Source organism: Acinetobacter proteolyticus (assembly GCF_000367945.1).
Classification (GTDB): Bacteria; Pseudomonadota; Gammaproteobacteria; order Pseudomonadales; family Moraxellaceae; genus Acinetobacter; species Acinetobacter proteolyticus.
The window spans coordinates 3,362,974-3,380,017 of sequence record NZ_KB849179.1; the positions used below are offsets into that span (position 1 = coordinate 3,362,974).

General features: G+C 43.2%; 14 protein-coding genes. 7 read left to right on the forward strand and 7 right to left on the reverse strand.

The window, feature by feature from the left end:
- Positions 1–60: 60 nt before the first annotated feature.
- Together F993_RS01485 and F993_RS01480 are read right to left on the reverse strand one after the other, a co-directional pair.
- Positions 61–1,353, reverse strand: coding sequence for an MFS transporter (locus F993_RS01485; RefSeq protein ID WP_004657361.1), 1,293 nt, complete (start codon positions 1,351–1,353; stop codon positions 61–63).
- A gap of 491 nt (positions 1,354–1,844) precedes the next feature.
- Positions 1,845–2,231, reverse strand: coding sequence for a MerR family DNA-binding protein (locus F993_RS01480; RefSeq protein ID WP_004657363.1), 387 nt, complete (start codon positions 2,229–2,231; stop codon positions 1,845–1,847).
- A 109-nt stretch (positions 2,232–2,340) separates the two neighbouring features.
- On the opposite strand from F993_RS01480, the gene F993_RS01475 reads away from it, so the two are divergent.
- Positions 2,341–3,438 carry an SDR family NAD(P)-dependent oxidoreductase gene (locus tag F993_RS01475; RefSeq protein WP_004657365.1) on the forward strand — a complete coding sequence of 366 codons (1,098 nt, stop codon included), beginning with the start codon at positions 2,341–2,343 and terminating at the stop codon, positions 3,436–3,438.
- A gap of 67 nt (positions 3,439–3,505) precedes the next feature.
- On the opposite strand, the gene F993_RS01470 is transcribed toward F993_RS01475, so the two are convergent.
- Positions 3,506–4,393, reverse strand: a complete 888-nt coding sequence (locus F993_RS01470; RefSeq protein WP_004657366.1) for an SDR family NAD(P)-dependent oxidoreductase — start codon at positions 4,391–4,393, stop codon at positions 3,506–3,508.
- A gap of 248 nt (positions 4,394–4,641) precedes the next feature.
- Positions 4,642–5,919, reverse strand: a complete 1,278-nt coding sequence (locus tag F993_RS01465) for an O-acetylhomoserine aminocarboxypropyltransferase/cysteine synthase family protein (RefSeq protein WP_032812616.1) — start codon at positions 5,917–5,919, stop codon at positions 4,642–4,644.
- A gap of 301 nt (positions 5,920–6,220) precedes the next feature.
- Between F993_RS01465 and ettA the strand changes: the two genes are divergently transcribed.
- The gene (gene ettA, locus F993_RS01460) at positions 6,221–7,882 is read left to right on the forward strand and encodes an energy-dependent translational throttle protein EttA (RefSeq protein ID WP_004657370.1); all 1,662 of its coding nucleotides are present in this window, start codon (positions 6,221–6,223) and stop codon (positions 7,880–7,882) included.
- 42 nt (positions 7,883–7,924) lie between these two features.
- Here the strand turns inward: ettA and F993_RS01455 are convergent, their stop codons facing one another.
- Positions 7,925–8,302 (reverse strand): tetratricopeptide repeat protein, encoded by a 378-nt coding sequence (locus F993_RS01455; RefSeq protein ID WP_004657372.1) that lies wholly within the window; start codon positions 8,300–8,302, stop codon positions 7,925–7,927.
- 171 nt (positions 8,303–8,473) lie between these two features.
- Positions 8,474–9,166, reverse strand: coding sequence for a YidX family protein (locus tag F993_RS01450; RefSeq protein WP_004657374.1), 693 nt, complete (start codon positions 9,164–9,166; stop codon positions 8,474–8,476).
- 152 nt (positions 9,167–9,318) lie between these two features.
- Here F993_RS01450 and F993_RS01445 point away from each other — a divergent pair, with 152 nt between their 5' ends.
- From F993_RS01445 to F993_RS01425, 5 genes are all read left to right on the forward strand, one after another.
- Complete coding sequence (locus tag F993_RS01445) at positions 9,319–9,714, forward strand: cation efflux protein, CzcI-like (RefSeq protein WP_206600702.1); 396 nt, start codon at positions 9,319–9,321, stop codon at positions 9,712–9,714.
- A 54-nt stretch (positions 9,715–9,768) separates the two neighbouring features.
- Positions 9,769–11,190 (forward strand): TolC family protein, encoded by a 1,422-nt coding sequence (locus F993_RS01440; RefSeq protein WP_004657378.1) that lies wholly within the window; start codon positions 9,769–9,771, stop codon positions 11,188–11,190.
- Positions 11,190–12,425 (forward strand): efflux RND transporter periplasmic adaptor subunit, encoded by a 1,236-nt coding sequence (locus F993_RS01435; protein WP_004657381.1) that lies wholly within the window; start codon positions 11,190–11,192, stop codon positions 12,423–12,425. Before F993_RS01440 ends, F993_RS01435 begins: the two co-directional genes overlap by 1 nt.
- Positions 12,415–15,582: an efflux RND transporter permease subunit gene (locus F993_RS01430; RefSeq protein ID WP_004657383.1), complete on the forward strand. Its 3,168-nt coding sequence runs from the start codon at positions 12,415–12,417 to the stop codon at positions 15,580–15,582. The genes F993_RS01435 and F993_RS01430 overlap by 11 nt, the downstream gene beginning before the upstream one ends.
- A 126-nt stretch (positions 15,583–15,708) precedes the next feature.
- The gene (locus tag F993_RS01425; RefSeq protein ID WP_004657385.1) at positions 15,709–16,653 is read left to right on the forward strand and encodes a cation diffusion facilitator family transporter; all 945 of its coding nucleotides are present in this window, start codon (positions 15,709–15,711) and stop codon (positions 16,651–16,653) included.
- 28 nt (positions 16,654–16,681) lie between these two features.
- Here the strand turns inward: F993_RS01425 and F993_RS01420 are convergent, their stop codons facing one another.
- Positions 16,682–17,020 (reverse strand): hypothetical protein, encoded by a 339-nt coding sequence (locus F993_RS01420; RefSeq protein ID WP_004657388.1) that lies wholly within the window; start codon positions 17,018–17,020, stop codon positions 16,682–16,684.
- Positions 17,021–17,044: the final 24 nt, after the last annotated feature.

Genomic DNA, 17,044 nt, shown 5'->3' on the forward strand with positions numbered 1-17,044 from the left:
GAAAATAAAAAAACCACCTTTGCTTTTACAAAAGTGGTTTAGATTTAGGACACAATTTATTTAGTGATCATGTTCCAGATATTCAGGCTTTTTCGGTAAGGCCCAACTACACATGAAACAGATTAACAGCATGATAATGACATAGACAAAGAAGGTGTTTTCAATGCCTGCATCTTTAAATAATAACGCCACTGAAGGTGCAGAACCCCCAAATAAGGCATTACCCACTGCATATGAGAAACCGACACCTAAGGCACGGACATGTGGTGGGAACATTTCAGCTTTGACCAGACCACTGATTGAGGTATAGAAGCTCAGCAACATCATCAAGAAAATGAGTAACAGGGTGATAATCACAGGAGAGTCAGCAAAGCTGCGCATACCTGTAACCATCACTGGATAAATAAAGATAGCGCTGAGTAAACTGAATGCCAACATGGACGCACGACGCCCGATACGATCTGACAGCATACCAAACAGCGGTTGAGCCAACATAAACACAAACAATGCCGTAGTCATGATAAAACCGACGGTTTTGCCATCCATACCAATATTGGTGAGATAGGTTTTTGAATAAACCGTGACTACATAGAAGGTTAGTGAACCCGCAGAGGTATAGCCGACAACCAATAGGAAAGTTTTCCAATGCTGTTTAAGCAAGGCGACTAAGCTACCCGATTCTTCACGTTCGGCATCTTCATGTGACAAGGTTTCTTCTAAACGACTACGGGCAAACAAAGACAATAATGCAGCAACACCACCGATGACGAAAGGAATACGCCAGCCACCATCATTCAGCTGTTGTTCGGTCATGAAACCAAGCAAAATCACCCCCAGCAAACTGGCAAGTAACTGACCACCTGAAAGCGTGACATATTGGAATGATGCAAAGAAGCCACGTTGTCCTTTTAGACCAAGTTCACTCATATAGGTGGCAACAGCGCCGTATTCCCCACCCACAGAGAGGCCTTGTAGTAAACGCACCATGAGCAGTAAAAAGGGTGCCCACATTCCGACTTGATCATAAGTCGGTAAGGCTGCAAACAGGAATGAACTGAGTGCCATTAAGCAAATCGAAATGACCATTGATTGCTTACGGCCTTGACGGTCAGCAATACGTCCGAACAGCCAACTGCCGATTGGGCGCATGAAAAAGCTGGCACCAAACACCCCCCATACATAAATGGCTTTGGTGGTAGGTTCCATATCTGGTGCAGTCAATGCATGCGTAAAATAAGCAGCAAATACGGCATAAATATAGAAATCAAACCATTCAACTAAATTCCCTGATGCCGCACCCACAATACCTTTGATACGACTTCTTCTTTCTTCCTTGCTATATGTCTGACTCATATACGTTCCTTTTCAACCAAGCAAGATTCTGTAACTGAATCTTTACAGAATGTTATATACCGCTAAAAAAGCATGAAAATGGCATTATTTTGTATGCTTTTTATGAATATATTTTTAGATAGGGAGAATAATGCTGGTTTAGAGCTAAATCATTGACAGATAAAGAATGTCAGAATGGTCAATATTAAGAATTTAATGTTTTTAAAAGCAATTAATTGAGTTCTATTCGGGGACAATTTTATTGAGTAAGTCATCAACTGTTGTGTAAATTGATTGTAATGAAGGTATTTTGCCAGTTGCATTGTTTTATTCCAGTTAAAGCCGTGACATGAGTGTGCCGCTAGGTGAATAGGGCAATGACACTAAAAATAGGTGATCCAGAAAATATGCTAGAGGGTAAATCAACTGACATTACTGATGATTAATGCAGCAAAGCTGTGGATAAGTTTTAGTTTATGCACATGGGCCGTTGCTGCCATTACAAAAAGTTTTTAAAGCAATTGGTTGAGGTCTGGAATCGGACAATCTTTTCTCAATGGACACGCTTCACCTTGAGTAAATCGGCTTAACATCGTTCTGATTTGATGAAGCTGTGCAATCTTCTCATCTATCAAATCTAACTTGTCTTGGAAAATGCTTTGTACTTGTGGGGCAGGGATTTCCTCTTGGGCTGTCATTGCCAAGATCTGTTTAATTTCATTGAGCGCAAAACCTAGATTTTTAGCAGTACGAATCAATTGTAGTTGTTGTAGGGTTTGTTCAGGGTAATCTTTATAGCCATTATTACAGGTCATCGACTGGATCAACTGCATTTTTTCATAAAAGCGAATGGTGTCTCGACTCAGATCTGCCTGTTTTGCCAATTGTCCAATCAACATAGTAACTATCCTTTATTATTTTATAAAAAAGTGGTGCATAAACCACTTGACCATTGAGTGTACTCCATCCTTTAGCCTATGCCTACATTCAATCAAAAGGGCGTAGCAGATGGTGCATAACAACTTAAAAACACAGCAAGATAAACAAGTCGCTTTGGTCGCAGGTGCAACAGGATTTATTGGCCGCTATTTAATTTTAGAGCTACTGAAGCAAGGACACACGGTTTTTGCCTTGCTTCGGAATCAAGTGAAACAACAAGCCGTGCTCACAAATTGGCTCAGTCAAACAGGTGTTTCCTTGAATCAACTGAGCTTTATCCAAGGTGATGTGACACAGGCTAAGCTTGCCATCAGCGAACAAGGGTGGCAAAAATTAAGCGCAGTGGATACTTTATATAATAGTAGTGCGTTGTTTGCGTGGAACCTGAGTATGCAACAAGCAAGGGCCGTCAATGTTGAAGGTGCGTTGAATTTATTCACTTGTGTGCATCAGCATTGTGATTTAAAACGCGCTGTGCACGTTTCGGGCTATATGTTGACGATTACGAGTCATTTACAGCAGGCAGGGGTCTGTTTTGAACAACCTGAACGTACCCAATGGCAAGCTGTGTATCAGCATCTGGGGGCTTATGAAGCATCGAAGATTGAAGCTCATTTTGCATGGATACGACGTGCACAACAGCTATCCGTAGATTGGACGATTATTCATCCTGCAACAGTGGTTGGCGATGATATGGTTGGTGAAATACCCACGAATCAGCCGATCGCGCAAATGATTGATTTGCTCAAACGGGGAAAAATGAGTGCCATCCCGGCAACGGCTCAGCATTATCTACCTTTAGTACGTGTCGATGACCTATGTCGGATAATGGTCGGTGCTTCTGTGGATGCGGCTTTGTCGAATCAAGCAATGTTGGCTGTGAGTGAGAACAATCTGGCTTTGCATCAACTCACTCAAATGATTGCGGATCAATTGCAGGTGAGTGCACCAACTCGACATGTACCGATCGGACTGTTGAGGTTTATTTTAAAGTGGCAATGGTTGGCGAGAAAACTAGAAATGTCTACAGAAATGCTGAGTTTTCTAAGAACAGAACAGTTAGATCGAGAACGATTGACACAGTTTCAACAGCGTTGGCAGATTTCGATGGGAAATCTAGAAGCTGCGATTCGAAAAACCACGGACTGGATCAATCAAAGCAACTAGAACTTATTTCTAATAAAAAAATAGCCAATCAAAAGATTGGCTATTTTTCTGAATCTAGCTAAAAAGATTACCAGTGTTCGCCAGGGAACAAACGTGCATAGGCACGTTGAATTAAATTCAACTTCTCTTGCTCACCGACAGAAGCAGTAGAACTTGGGAATAAGTTGAAACCAATCGACATTAAAATGTTGTTGATGTCTGGTGCAATGGCATAAGTAATCGATGCAAGTCGACCTAAATTGGTTGCGATCTTTTTCGGACGCTTCACGATCGCATAGGCAATTAAATCGGCTGCTTCTTCAGGTGAAAGCGTTGGTACATATTTATAAATTTTGGTTGGTGCAATCATTGGTGTGCGCACCAAAGGCATATAAATAGAGGTAATCGCAATTTTATGTGAGTGAACTTCTGCAGATAAACAACGACTAAATGCATCCAATGCAGCTTTAGACGCTACATAAGCAGAAAAGCGCGTTGCGTTGGCAAGAACACCAATCGAGCTGATGTTAATAATCTGGCCGTCTTTACGCTGCATCATGTGCGGTAAAACATTTAAGACTAAACGTACGGCACCAAAGTAGTTGAGCTGCATGGTACGTTCGAAGTCATGGAAACGATCAACCGACTCATGTACTGCGCGACGGATTGAACGTCCTGCATTGTTAACAAGAATATCAATGTGATCAACTGCCGCTAAGATTTCTTTTGAAACTGCATCGATTGATTCCATGTCGTTTAGATCACATGGGAAAACAGAGGCTGTTCCACCTTCCGCTTCAATCTCTGCTTTTACCTCATCTAACTTCTCCTTGGTACGAGCAAGCAAGAGTACATGAGCACCTGCTTGTGCAAGGTATTTAGAAACCGTTAAACCAATACCACTCGATGCACCAGTGACAATGATCGTTTTACCGTCGACTTTTTGCTGAAAAAGTTTTTTGAGTTTTGCATTCATGTAAGTGTCCTACATTAATCACACTGTTGTTGCAATGCTTGCTTATCCCGATTAAACACTGCACTTTATTTTGGTCTAATATTAACCGATTTTTTTTGTTTGTCTAGTGTAAATCTTTGAAAAATAATGGCTTTTTTAGAGTAAAAGCTCTAAAACAAGATGTTGTAATAGTTGAAAAAGCAATAAAAAATTTGTGATTTTGCATAAAAAATAAGCCCCTATTCAGGGGCTTGTTGATTTCATTTAAATTAAACTTGGGCAAGGGCCTGTTCAAGGTCAGCAATCAGGTCATCAACATGCTCAATCCCAATAGACAAACGCACTAAATCTTCACTGACTCCTGCTGATTTCAGCTCTTCCCCATTGAGTTGGCGATGTGTGGTTGTGGCTGGGTGACAAGCCAAGCTTTTGGCATCCCCAATATTCACTAAGCGTGTAAATAGCTGTAATGCATCAATAAACCGTGTTCCACCCGCTAAACCGTCCTGAACACCGAAAGAAAGGATAGCAGAAGGTTTACCTTTCACATACTTTTGTGCCAAATGGTGCTGTGGATGATCAGATAGACCTGCGTAATTGACCCATTTTACTTTTGCATGTTGTTTTAAGTATTCGGCAACCTTGATGGCATTTTCTGTGTGGCGTTCCATTCTCAGGTTTAAAGTTTCCAGACCTTGTAAGATCAGAAATACGCTGAGTGGACTAATGGCTGCGCCGGTGTTACGTAATGGCACCACGCGCGCACGTGCAATAAAAGCAGCTTCACCCAACACTTCGACATAATTCACGCCGTGATAGCTTGGGTCAGGAGTATTTAAGGCTTTAAAGCGTTCAGGATATTTGCCCCAAGGAAACTTGCCGCTATCGACAATCACGCCACCGATGCTATTGCCATGTCCGCCGATATACTTGGTTAGAGAATGCACAACAATATCAGCACCAAATTCAAACGGCTTCAATAGGGCAGGTGTTGCTACGGTATTATCCACGATCACAGGTACACCATACTCATGCGCAATCTTGGCAATCACTTCCAGATCGATGATATTGCCGAGCGGATTACCAATGGATTCAACAAACACCAATTTGGTTTTGTCATCAATAATTTGACGCAATGCTTCAGGATTTTGATAATCGAAGAAACGGACTTCAATACCTTGCTTTGGCAAGGTGTGAGCAAACAGGTTATACGTTCCACCATATAAGGTCGATACTGAGGCAATATTGTCTCCCGCTTCAGCAATGGTTTGAATCGCGTAGGTAATTGCAGCCATGCCGGAGGCTAAGGCCAATGCACCAATCCCACCTTCAAGTGCCGCAATACGTTGTTCAAGTACGGCTGTGGTTGGGTTCATGATCCGTGTATAGATATTGCCCTGTACTTTGAGATCAAATAGATCTGCACCATGTTGCGTATTATCAAAGGCATAAGAGGTGGTTTGATAAATCGGTACCGCCACGGCTTTGGTAGTTGCTTCTGGTGAATATCCCGCATGAATGGCTAAAGTTTCATCTTTATAGGTCATGATTACATCATCTACGTGAGTTAAATACTGACCGAGTCTAGCGTATATTTTATCCAAAATGGTGCATATTTTTTGCGCTGTATAGCGTTTTTGGTGATATAGCCAGTTCTTTGACTCCAGTAATTGTTTTGAGAAAACTGAAATCATTCAAGCCTGTAATGTCTTGCAAAAGAAAAACCAGTGTAGGAGGCAAACAAATCCCAACTTAACTTCAAGTCAATAGGGTTTTCAGCGTATAATACGCCCGATTATTGATTCGCTTTATTTGCGATGTATTGGTTTTTCAATTGAGGAGTCCTGCGTGGCCCAATATATTTATACGATGAACCGAGTGTCAAAAATGGTTCCGCCGAAGCGCGAAATCTTAAAAGACATCTCTTTATCATTTTTCCCGGGCGCAAAAATTGGTGTGCTTGGTTTGAACGGTGCAGGTAAGTCAACCTTACTCCGTATTATGGCTGGCGTAGATAAAGATTTCTCAGGTGAAGCTCGTGCACAACCAGGAATCAAAATCGGCTATTTAGAACAAGAGCCGCCACTTGATCCAAGCAAAGATGTTCGTGGTAACGTTGAAGATGGCGTACGCGAAGCACTGGATGCTTTAGAACGTCTTGATCAGGTTTTTGCTGAATATGCTGAACCAGATGCGGATTTTGATGCACTTGCGAAAGAGCAAGAAAAATTGGAATCTATCATCCATGCATGGGATGCGCATAACCTCAATAACCAGCTTGAAATTGCTGCTGATGCATTGAACCTTCCAGCATGGGATGCCGATGTATCCTTGCTTTCAGGTGGTGAGCGTCGTCGTGTTGCATTGTGCCGTTTATTGCTTTCTAAGCCTGATATGCTACTTCTTGACGAACCGACCAACCATTTAGATGCTGAGTCAGTGTCTTGGTTAGAACGTTTCTTGAAAGACTTCCCAGGCACAATCGTTGCGATTACGCATGACCGTTATTTCTTGGATAACGTGGCTGAGTGGATTCTTGAACTTGACCGTGGACATGGTATTCCTTACCAAGGTAACTATTCTTCTTGGTTGGAACAAAAGAATGCCCGTCTAGAGCAGGAACAGAAACAAGAAGAATCTTTTGCTAAAGCATTGAAAAAAGAACTTGAATGGGTTCGCTCAAATGCCAAAGGCCAGCAAAAGAAAAACAAAGCGCGTATGGAACGTTTTGAAGAGCTTAACTCTAAAGAATTCCAACAACGTAATGAAACCTCTGAAATCTATATTCCACCTGGCCCACGTCTGGGTAACAAAGTGGTGGAAGTGGAAGGAATCAGTAAATCATTCGATGGTCGCTTACTCTATGAAAACCTGACGTTCACTGTACCGCCTACAGCAATCGTGGGTATTGTTGGTCCAAATGGTGCGGGTAAAACCACCTTATTCCGTATGATGACTGGCGAACAGCAACCGGATACCGGTACTGTAACGTTAGGTGAGTCAGTTAAAGTGGCTTACGTGGGTCAGATTCGTGACACTTTGGATAACAACAAAACCGTTTGGGAGGAAGTTTCTGGCGGTTTAGATATCCTGAAAATTGGTGATTACGAAATCGCATCACGTGCTTATATCGGCCGCTTTAACTTTAAAGGCCAAGATCAGCAAAAACGTGTAGGTGAATTGTCGGGTGGTGAGCGTAACCGTTTACAACTTGCCAAGATCTTGCAGATGGGTGCAAACGTGATCTTGCTGGATGAACCGTCGAACGACTTGGATATCGAGACTTTACGTGCACTTGAGGATGCCATTCTGGTATTCCCAGGTACGGTTATGGTGGTATCGCATGACCGTTGGTTCCTCGACCGTATTGCAACACACATCTTGTCGTTTGAGAACGAACAGCCAGAATTCTACACAGGTAACTATGCAGAATACGAAGCTTATCGCCAATCGCGTCTCGGTGATGATGCGGCTCAAAAACGTACGAAATACAAAAAAATTACAGGTTAAGTCCTGATATAAAAACCAGCTTTCGAGCTGGTTTTTTTCTACTTATGAAAATGCTAATTCACTAAAAGCACTATATAAATAAGCTTTGGCTTCAGGATGTCCTAAATGGGCCGCGCGTTCCAGCCAATATTGTGCTTTGCCATAATTTTTATCTAAACCCAACTCGCCATGTAAATAGCTCTCACCCAGTTTAAAGGCTGCATCTGCATTACCACGTAGCGCTGCACGTAGAAAATACCAAACGGCATTGCGATCATTGGCAGAAATAAAGGGATGAGCATCTTGCTCATGTTCGTGATGTGCCAATGTTTTAAAAAATTCGGCTTTGTGAATTTCCTGTTCAGAGTCGGACAGGATGCTCTGTTGAACCAAACCAGAACAATAGGAATGCAACCGCTGTTTGATATTTGCAATATTCATCATGCAACTCCTTAAGCTAAGTTTTTCATTATTATGTTTTTAATATATGTTTTTTCTTTGCAGCTATTGTTCTATTTGTGTATTTCAGAAGATTGAGAAATGTCATAAAAAATAAGCCAATACCTAATTGCTCTGGTGATTAGCTTATATGCAATGCCAATTTATTTGTGTCTATTTATTAAAATCGCCGTGCAGATCAGACCACATTAACAGGGGTGTCACTGTGACAACATCAAAGACCATTGCCAAAGGATAGAGCACCATACGGGTTGCTCGTTTGATTGGATGTTTGGTGGTAATGATGGTCTCTTGTTGTAAAGTGATTGGATAGGGTTGCGTCAATTTCTGTTGGATTTTTTGTTGATCGAGTGCTTGATAGAGCTGCCCTTTAAAAAATACATTGATATAAGGATAAGGCGCGGTTTCTTGATTTTGAATCAAGTCAAAATTTTGTCTAAAACCTAGGGATTTTAATAGATCTTTTTGCTTCTGATTCAGATCAATCATACGGGTATTATATTGAATCTGTAAGACGCCCCGAAAATGAGTTGGATCATCCATGGTGAGGACCAAAGGTGATGCGCTGGTGAAAGATCGCTGTTCTGCTGGAATGGCATGTAAAAGTTTCAGTAGTTCAGCATTACCATCGGTCATTAAGTAATTGAAATCCTGACCAATAAACACCAGGCCTTGGCTTTTTTCATTTTGAATAGCTTGTCCCAGTGCAATTATTTGGTCGCTTTTTAAGGTGTCGGTTTGAACGTGTTGGGTCTCATTGGGGAGCGCAGTCGAAAGAATAGTGGTGGCACATCCACTGAGGCTGAGCATCATCGCGAAGAGCAAAATAGAGAAAGATTTATACATAACGTATCCGTAAAAGTGAAATCATTGTTATCAATGTCGAAGAAAAAATGTTTTAAATCAGGAAGAAGTTGACTAAAAAGTATTTTGTAATTTTATTACATCGGCGTAGCCTGCTATAGTGCCTTTGTGCAATTTACTGTAAGGGTGTGCTGTTGCAACGCTCAACTGTTTTCGTGACCGTCTTGCTGAGTTTGTTCATGTTCCAAAGTTTCTGGAATGTGGCGGCCGCTTTTTGTGCGCATGAAACGGTGCGCGAATATAGTATGTTGAATCATTTTGGACATCATGTCGCTGAAAAGGCACACAGTTCTGAACAAGGTACTGTCTTCGATAACGTCGCAGCAGATTTACCGATGCCTTTAAGCTTGCAAGATCATCATGATCATCTACCTTCTTGTTTTCATGTGGTGGTTGCTGAAGTTCAGCAACGTGTAAATGAACCCATGTTGCACAGTCAGGACGTAGAACAAAAATATTACTGGTCCAATTCTTACCAGTCACCACACCTCACAGGATTAAATCCGCCCCCTGTATTGACCCCGCTATAGGTGGGGTAGCCGAAAAATAGCCCACCGCAATCTTATTACTTTGCGGGGCTTTATATGTCTTCTAGTTTAAATCAGCGTATCCATGCTATTGATCAGCATACGCGAAAAAATCGTACTCAATTGTCATTGAAGTGGTCAGTGTTGGCACTTGCCTTAACTACTGCCATTTTGAGTCCATCCATTGCCGCAGAATCTTTACTGGATGCGAATCAGCAGCCTATAAGTAATGCTGCACAACGCAATCTGAATTTTGAACAAATTTTGCAGGATGTGAAACGATATCAGGCTGGCACGGGGGTGTGGCAAACACAGCAAGGAATTGCTGAGGCCAATGTAAAACAAGCAGGTTTATGGTCGAATCCAAGTATCTCAATTCAGCAAACCGACTTTAGATCAGGTAAAGATAAAGAGTTAGAGTTTGGTGTTTCACAGAAATTGGATATTTTTGGTCAACGGCGGGCTGCCGTCAAACTTGCGGATGTACAGGCATCTCAAGTGGGCCTTAACCAAGAGCTATATAATGCGCAACTTGAGTTAGCAGTCAAATATCTGTGGTCGCAAGTGGTGGTGTTAGAGTTGGAACATGATGTGGTTCAGGCACAGTTAAAAACCAGCCAGGACACTTTGGATGCAACGCGCTTAAGACTTAAAGCCGGCAGCATTGCGCAGGTCGATTTAGATCGTACCTTGATGGCGCATATTGAAAATCAACGGTTATTTCAACAAACCGAACTCTCTTTAGCCACTGCAAAGCGTCAATTGGCGAATCTGTGGGGCAGTACCGATAACCGCTTCTCTACTCAGGCAAGCAATGTCTGGCCACAACAAAATGATTTGCAAGATTATTTGCAGAACAATTTATTTGAGCGTGCTATTCAACTCGATATAGTGCGTCAAAAAGCCAATATCGATTATTTAAAAGTATCCAACCGACCAAATCCAACCGTCAATTTAGGCATGGTGCAAAGTAAAAGCGCAGAAACCAATTCGACTGATAACAAGTTCCGAGTGGGCATCGATATCCCTTTGAATATTTTCAATCGTCAACAGTATTCATTGCGAATTGCCAATGCCAAACAAGATTTACTGGTCAAACAGCAACAGTTTTACAAGCAGCAGAACTTGAATGCGATTCAGACCTTAACAGCAGAGTTGGCGGGGTTGAAACAACAGTTCGATCTCGTCAATCAGCGACAAATTCCATTGTCTGAAACGGTGCAAGAGAAAATGCTGCTCGGCTTCAAAGTCGGTAAATATGCCATTACTGATGTGCAGCAAGCCACCATGCAATTGCAAGATCAACGTTTAAATAAAGTGCAGTTACTCAAGAGTGCATGGCAAAAGCAAATTGATGCAGAAAGTTTAGCACTGGGCATTGAGCCGAGTATGGTGAGTTCAAGTGATGCCTTAAATCAGATTAATCAAACCCTTTGGAAAGATACCAATAACCTTCCCGCTGTAGTAGGAGCAGAATAATGTCGACAAATAAATCTAAAAAGCAGTGGTTTTGGGTCATTCTGGTTGTTGCCATTGGCTTAGTCCTGAGCGCGTTATTATTTTTTACGGGCAAGAATAAAGCCAGTGGTGATACAGCAGCTGCGGCTGATAGTCATGGCGAAGGTGAGGAAGGACATACAGAAGGTGAAGCTGGGCAGGCTCAGGAAAGTGAGGAAGGTAGCTTAAATCTAAGCCCAAAACAGATGACTGAATACGGGGTCAAACTGGCTCAGGTTGGTGTGGGCGAAGTCGGACAGCAATTCGCGTATCCTGCCAAGTTGGTCACCAATACCGATCAGCAAGCGCATGTTTCCGCGACCTTTGCTGGACGTGTGGAAAGTGTCAATGCGGTACTCGGTCAACAAGTCAAGAAAGGGCAAGTGTTAGCCACTCTATTTATTCCTGACTTGGTGGATCAACAAGCCAATTTAAGTATTGCTCAAGAAGCTTTAACGCTTGCCCAACAAGATTATCAACGTGAAAAACAACTTTGGGAACAAGGGGTTTCTGCACGTCAGGATTATCAACGTGCCTACAATGCCTATCGTCAGGCACAGATTCAGGTACAAGCTGCGCGTAGCCGTTTATCTGCCTTGGGCGCATCCAATGGCAGTCAAGGGCGCTATGTCTTGACCGCACCGTTAAGCGGTGTGGTGAGTCTGAAAGATATTGTAGTGGGTGAGCAAATTACCGCCGATAAGCAGTTATTTGTGATTGATCAGCTGGATCAACTCTGGATTGAGTTTATTTTACCAAGCGTCAATAACATCAATGTCCAACCAGAGCAGCAGATCGAGTTTAAGTCGCTGCAAACCAATAATAGCTTTAAAGCACAAATCCAGACTTTGACCACCGCAGCAGATACCCAGACAGGTCGTTTGCAGGTGCGTGCCAAAGTGTTAACCCCAGCCAAAGAATTACGACCGAATTTGATGGTAAATGTGTTGTTAGATGGCACCGATAAGAAGCCTGTACTTCGTGTTGCCAAAGCGGCGATTCAGCAGATCGAGGGTAAAGCCACGGTTTTTGTCGCTAAGCAAGAAAAAGATCAAATGCATTTCACCCCAACACCTGTACAACTGGGTAATTACTCAAGTGATGGGCAGTGGGTGGAAATCCAATCGGGTCTGACTGAAAAGCAACAATATGTCAGTCAAGGCAGTTTCCTTTTGAAATCTGAGATTGAAAAGGGAGAGGCTGCGCATGGACACTAAAGATAAGTTGCAGCTTCCTCCTGCGGAAGGTCTGTTTGATCGGATTATTCAGTTTTCAATCCGCAATGCGATTTGGGTCATGCTGTTTGTGGTGGCATGGATCGGGGTCGGCATTTATAGCTACCAAAAACTGTCGATTGATGCCGTACCTGATATTACTAACGTACAGGTACAGATTAATAGTCAGGCAGGTGGATTCACTGCACCTGAAGTTGAACAACGGATTACTTATCCGATTGAAAATGCCATGTCGGGTATTCCCAACTTGGAACAAACCCGTTCGATCTCTCGTTATGGCTTGTCCCAAGTCACGGTGATTTTTAAAGATGGTACCGATATCTACTGGGCGCGCCAGCTGATTAACCAGCGCTTACAGGAAGCCAAGAGTGCGTTGCCTGATGAGATTGATCCGCAAATGTCACCGATTTCAACGGGTCTGGGTGAGATCTATCAATGGGTGATCAAGGCTGAACCGAATGCCAAAAAGGCCGATGGTACGCCTTATCAGGCCATGGACCTACGTGAAATTCAGGACTGGATCGTTCGTCCTCAATTACAGCGTGTGCCGGGTGTTGCAGAAATCAATACCATTGGGGGATATAACAAGACCTATGTGGTTTCTCCTGATCTGAAACGTTTACAGCAATTGCAAATTCCCTTAACCGACTTACAAACCGTGTTAACCGAAAATAATGAAAACCGTGGTGCGGGTTTTATTGAAGAAAATGGTCAGCAGCTTACGGTACGTATTCCGGGAATGTTGAAAACCGTACAAGATATTGAGAATGTCACGGTTAGTACCAAGAATGGTTTGCCGATCCGTGTTGCTGATGTTGCAACGGTTTCGATTGGACATGATCTGAGAACCGGTGGTGCTACCTATAACGGTGAAGAAACCGTACTGGGTATCGCGATGATGATGATGGGTGAGAACAGTAAATCCATCGCTCAAGCACTCGACAGCAAAATGCAGGAAATCAAACGTTCATTGCCTGAAGGGGTGGTGGTCGAAACCGTCTATAACCGCAGTAATTTGGTTGATAAAGCCATTAAGACGGTGGCGAAGAACCTGATTGAAGGTGCAATCTTGGTGATTGTAATCCTGTTTGTATTCTTGGGTAACTTCCGTGCAGCATTGATTACCGCCTGTATTATTCCCTTATCCATGCTGTTTACCCTGACAGGGATGGCGGAGCAGAAAATCAGTGCCAACTTGATGAGTTTAGGCGCATTGGACTTCGGGATTATCGTCGATGGTGCAGTGGTGATTGTCGAAAACTGTATCCGACGGCTGGCAGAAGCACAACACCATAAAGGCCGACTCCTGACCCGTTCAGAACGCTTTACCGAAGTCTTCTTGGCGGCAAAGCAAGCACGACGTCCGCTGATCTTTGGACAAATCATCATCATGGTGGTGTATTTGCCTATTTTTGCACTGGCCGGTGTGGAAGCGAAAATGTTCCATCCAATGGCGATGACGGTGGTCTTGGCCTTGATCGGTGCCATTATTTTATCGGTGACTTTCGTTCCAGCAGCAGTAGCGCTATTTGTTACTGGCGAGGTCAAAGAGAAAGAAAGTCGCTGGATGGCGACGTTAAAAAGCAGTTATGAAAGCCTACTGGATAAAGCTTATGCACTACGTTATGTGGTGGTGGCCGGCGCAGTTACCATTCTGGTCTTAACCGCTGCGATTGGCTCGCGTGTCGGTAGTGAGTTTGCGCCACAACTGAGTGAAGGAGATTTTGCTTTACAGTTAATGCGTGCACCAAGTACTGGAATTGAAGAGTCACTGAAAATTCAGGAAAGTGTTGAGAAGCAATTACTCGCAGAGTTTCCAGAAATCAAAGCAATCTTTGCTCGAACCGGTACAGCTGAAGTGGCAACGGATGTGATGCCACCGAATATTTCGGATGCCGTGGTGCTATTAAAACCGCGTGATCAATGGTCTGATAAATCGGAAACCATTGACGAGCTTCGAAGCAAAATGTTGGCCTACGTTGAGAAAATCCCAGGCAACAACAGTGAGTTTTCACAACCGATTGAACTACGTTTTAACGAATTGATTTCAGGGGTACGTAGTGATATTGGGGTCAAAATCTTTGGTGATGATATGCAGGTTCTGAACCAAGAGGCTGAAAAAGTTGCTCAAACCCTGAGAACCATTACGGGCGCAAGTGAGGTCAAAGTCGAGCAGACCGATGGCTTACCCTTACTCAATGTCGATATCGATCATGCACTGGCTGCACAATATGGTTTATCGGTTAAATCCATTCAGGATTTAGTCGCTGCCAGTATTGGTGGACAAAGTGTTGGACAGATTTTGCAAGGCGACCGTCGTTTTGATTTTGTGGTGCGTTTGGATGATGTGATGCGTACGCCGCAGCAATTGTCCATGCTGCCGATTCAACTGCCGAATGGTGGCTTGATCAAACTGCAAGACGTGGCAAAGGTAGAGAATATTCTAGGCTTGGCACAAGTCAGCCGTGAAAATGGCAAGCGCCGTGTTGTAGTCACCACCAACGTTCGCGACCGTGATTTGGGCTCATTTGTAGGTGAGATGCAACAGAAACTATCACAGCAAAAATTACCAAGTGGTTATTGGCTCGGTTATGGCGGTCAGTTTGAAAATCTGGCCTCGGCAAAAGCTAGAATGCAGATTGTGGTGCCATTGGCATTGCTGATGATCTTCGTTCTGTTGATGGCGGTATTTAATAACTTTAAAGAAAGCTTGCTGGTGTTTAGTGGCGTGCCATTTGCCCTGTCGGGCGGTTTGGTGGCGCTGTGGCTACGCGATATTCCCTTGTCGATGTCTGCAGGTGTCGGTTTTATTGCACTCTCGGGTGTCGCAGTGCTGAATGGTCTGGTGATGCTCAGCTTTATTAAAGAGTTGCGAGAGAAATATGATATTCATTATGCCACATGGCATGGTGCGGTATTACGTTTACGCCCTGTTTTAATGACCGCTTTTGTTGCATCGCTTGGCTTTATTCCAATGGCGATTGCCACGGGCACAGGTGCAGAAGTTCAGCGTCCACTGGCGACTGTGGTGATTGGTGGGATTATTTCATCGACTTTACTGACCTTGCTGATTTTGCCAGTGGTATATCGTTGGATGAATGAAGCCAAACAGGACAAACGTCAGGAAAGTGCAATTTAATCTGTTTATGCTATCTTCTTAATGAAGCACTTTATTAAGAAGAATCTGAACCAGCCAAAGCGATTTTCGCCTTGGCTGACTTTAAGACTGCAATAGGTCTTATTCAATTATGATAAGGAGTCCAACATGGGTGGACATCAAGGGCATGACCATAGTCATGCAGCGGTCACTGAAGGTAATATCAAAAAACTCACCATTGCGCTGATACTAACTTCAACCTTCTTAGTGGTCGAAGTGGTTGCGGGTTTAATCACCCAGAGTTTGGCGTTACTGTCTGATGCAGCACATATGTTTACCGATGCGGCTGCATTAGCGATTGCTTTAGTGGCGATTAAAATTGCCAAACGTCCTGCAGATAACAAGCGTACTTTTGGCTATCAGCGTTTTGAGATTCTGGCAGCCTTATTTAATGCCTCGATGCTGTTTTTTGTGGCCATGTACATTCTGTACGAAGCTTACCAACGCTTTACGCAACCGCCTGAAATTCAAAGTGTGGGTATGTTGATTGTGGCGAGTTTGGGCCTAGTTATTAACTTAATTTCCATGAAACTGTTAATGTCCAGTGCTGCCGAAAGCCTGAATATGAAGGGTGCATACTTGGAAGTGTTGAGTGATGCATTGGGTTCGGTGGCTGTCATTGTCGGTGCCGTGGTGATCTATTTCACCAATTGGTATTGGGTTGATACCATTCTTGCAGTTGCGATTGGTTTCTGGGTATTGCCGAGAACGTGGATTCTGCTCAAGCAGAGTATCAATATCTTGTTGGAAGGTGTGCCAGAAGAGGTCGATATTGAAAAGTTACGCAATGATCTACTGGGATTGGATGGCGTTGAGAGTATCCATCAGTTAAAGGTCTGGGCGATTACCTCAAAGAATATTCATTTGACCGTGCATCTGTTTGCGCCGAGAGCTGATCGTAATCAATTGCACCGTGCTGCGATTGAGATGTTATCGCATGAGCATGGCATTGCTGAAGTGACCTTGCAAATTGAAGATGACGAAGAAATGAATTGCCAGCATACCCATCAACACGATGAGAAAGCTGAACAAGATCCTTCACATCAGCATTAAGCTGATGTGAATATTTTTTGGATAATAATTAATTCTGCCATTCGTTGTTGCAGTCACGGCATTTCCAATGTTTTTGTGCCTGCATAAACGCTTGCATTGAAATTTTAAAATCAGGTAGATCACGCCAGAATAAAACCCCTGCAATCACACAGATTACAAAAACCACGACGGTCGCAATTTGCAGACCTTGGCCGGCACCATTGCCAAAAATCCACATCGCAACGCTAATCAAGACCAAAATTAATAAAATAAAAATGGCAGGAACCAGAAGCACCAAACTTTTTGGTACATTCGGACGAGGGCTGTTAGCACCCTGACTGACAGGCATAATTTTCACGCTTTGACATTTAGGGCAACGGTATTGCATATAGGATTCCTATTCTGTTTTGTC

What these genes read in the sequence shown, in the direction of transcription:
- F993_RS01485 (WP_004657361.1), bottom strand. Translation starts at nt 1,353, where the DNA reads ATGAGTCAGACATATAGCAAGGAAGAAAGAAGAAGTCGTATCAAAGGT.
- F993_RS01480 (WP_004657363.1), bottom strand. Translation starts at nt 2,231, where the DNA reads ATGTTGATTGGACAATTGGCAAAACAGGCAGATCTGAGTCGAGACACC.
- F993_RS01475 (WP_004657365.1), top strand. Translation starts at nt 2,341, where the DNA reads ATGGTGCATAACAACTTAAAAACACAGCAAGATAAACAAGTCGCTTTG.
- F993_RS01470 (WP_004657366.1), bottom strand. Translation starts at nt 4,393, where the DNA reads ATGAATGCAAAACTCAAAAAACTTTTTCAGCAAAAAGTCGACGGTAAA.
- F993_RS01465 (WP_032812616.1), bottom strand. Translation starts at nt 5,919, where the DNA reads ATGACCTATAAAGATGAAACTTTAGCCATTCATGCGGGATATTCACCA.
- F993_RS01455 (WP_004657372.1), bottom strand. Translation starts at nt 8,302, where the DNA reads ATGAATATTGCAAATATCAAACAGCGGTTGCATTCCTATTGTTCTGGT.
- F993_RS01450 (WP_004657374.1), bottom strand. Translation starts at nt 9,166, where the DNA reads ATGTATAAATCTTTCTCTATTTTGCTCTTCGCGATGATGCTCAGCCTC.
- F993_RS01440 (WP_004657378.1), top strand. Translation starts at nt 9,769, where the DNA reads ATGTCTTCTAGTTTAAATCAGCGTATCCATGCTATTGATCAGCATACG.
- F993_RS01435 (WP_004657381.1), top strand. Translation starts at nt 11,190, where the DNA reads ATGTCGACAAATAAATCTAAAAAGCAGTGGTTTTGGGTCATTCTGGTT.
- F993_RS01430 (WP_004657383.1), top strand. Translation starts at nt 12,415, where the DNA reads ATGGACACTAAAGATAAGTTGCAGCTTCCTCCTGCGGAAGGTCTGTTT.
- F993_RS01425 (WP_004657385.1), top strand. Translation starts at nt 15,709, where the DNA reads ATGGGTGGACATCAAGGGCATGACCATAGTCATGCAGCGGTCACTGAA.
- F993_RS01420 (WP_004657388.1), bottom strand. Translation starts at nt 17,020, where the DNA reads ATGCAATACCGTTGCCCTAAATGTCAAAGCGTGAAAATTATGCCTGTC.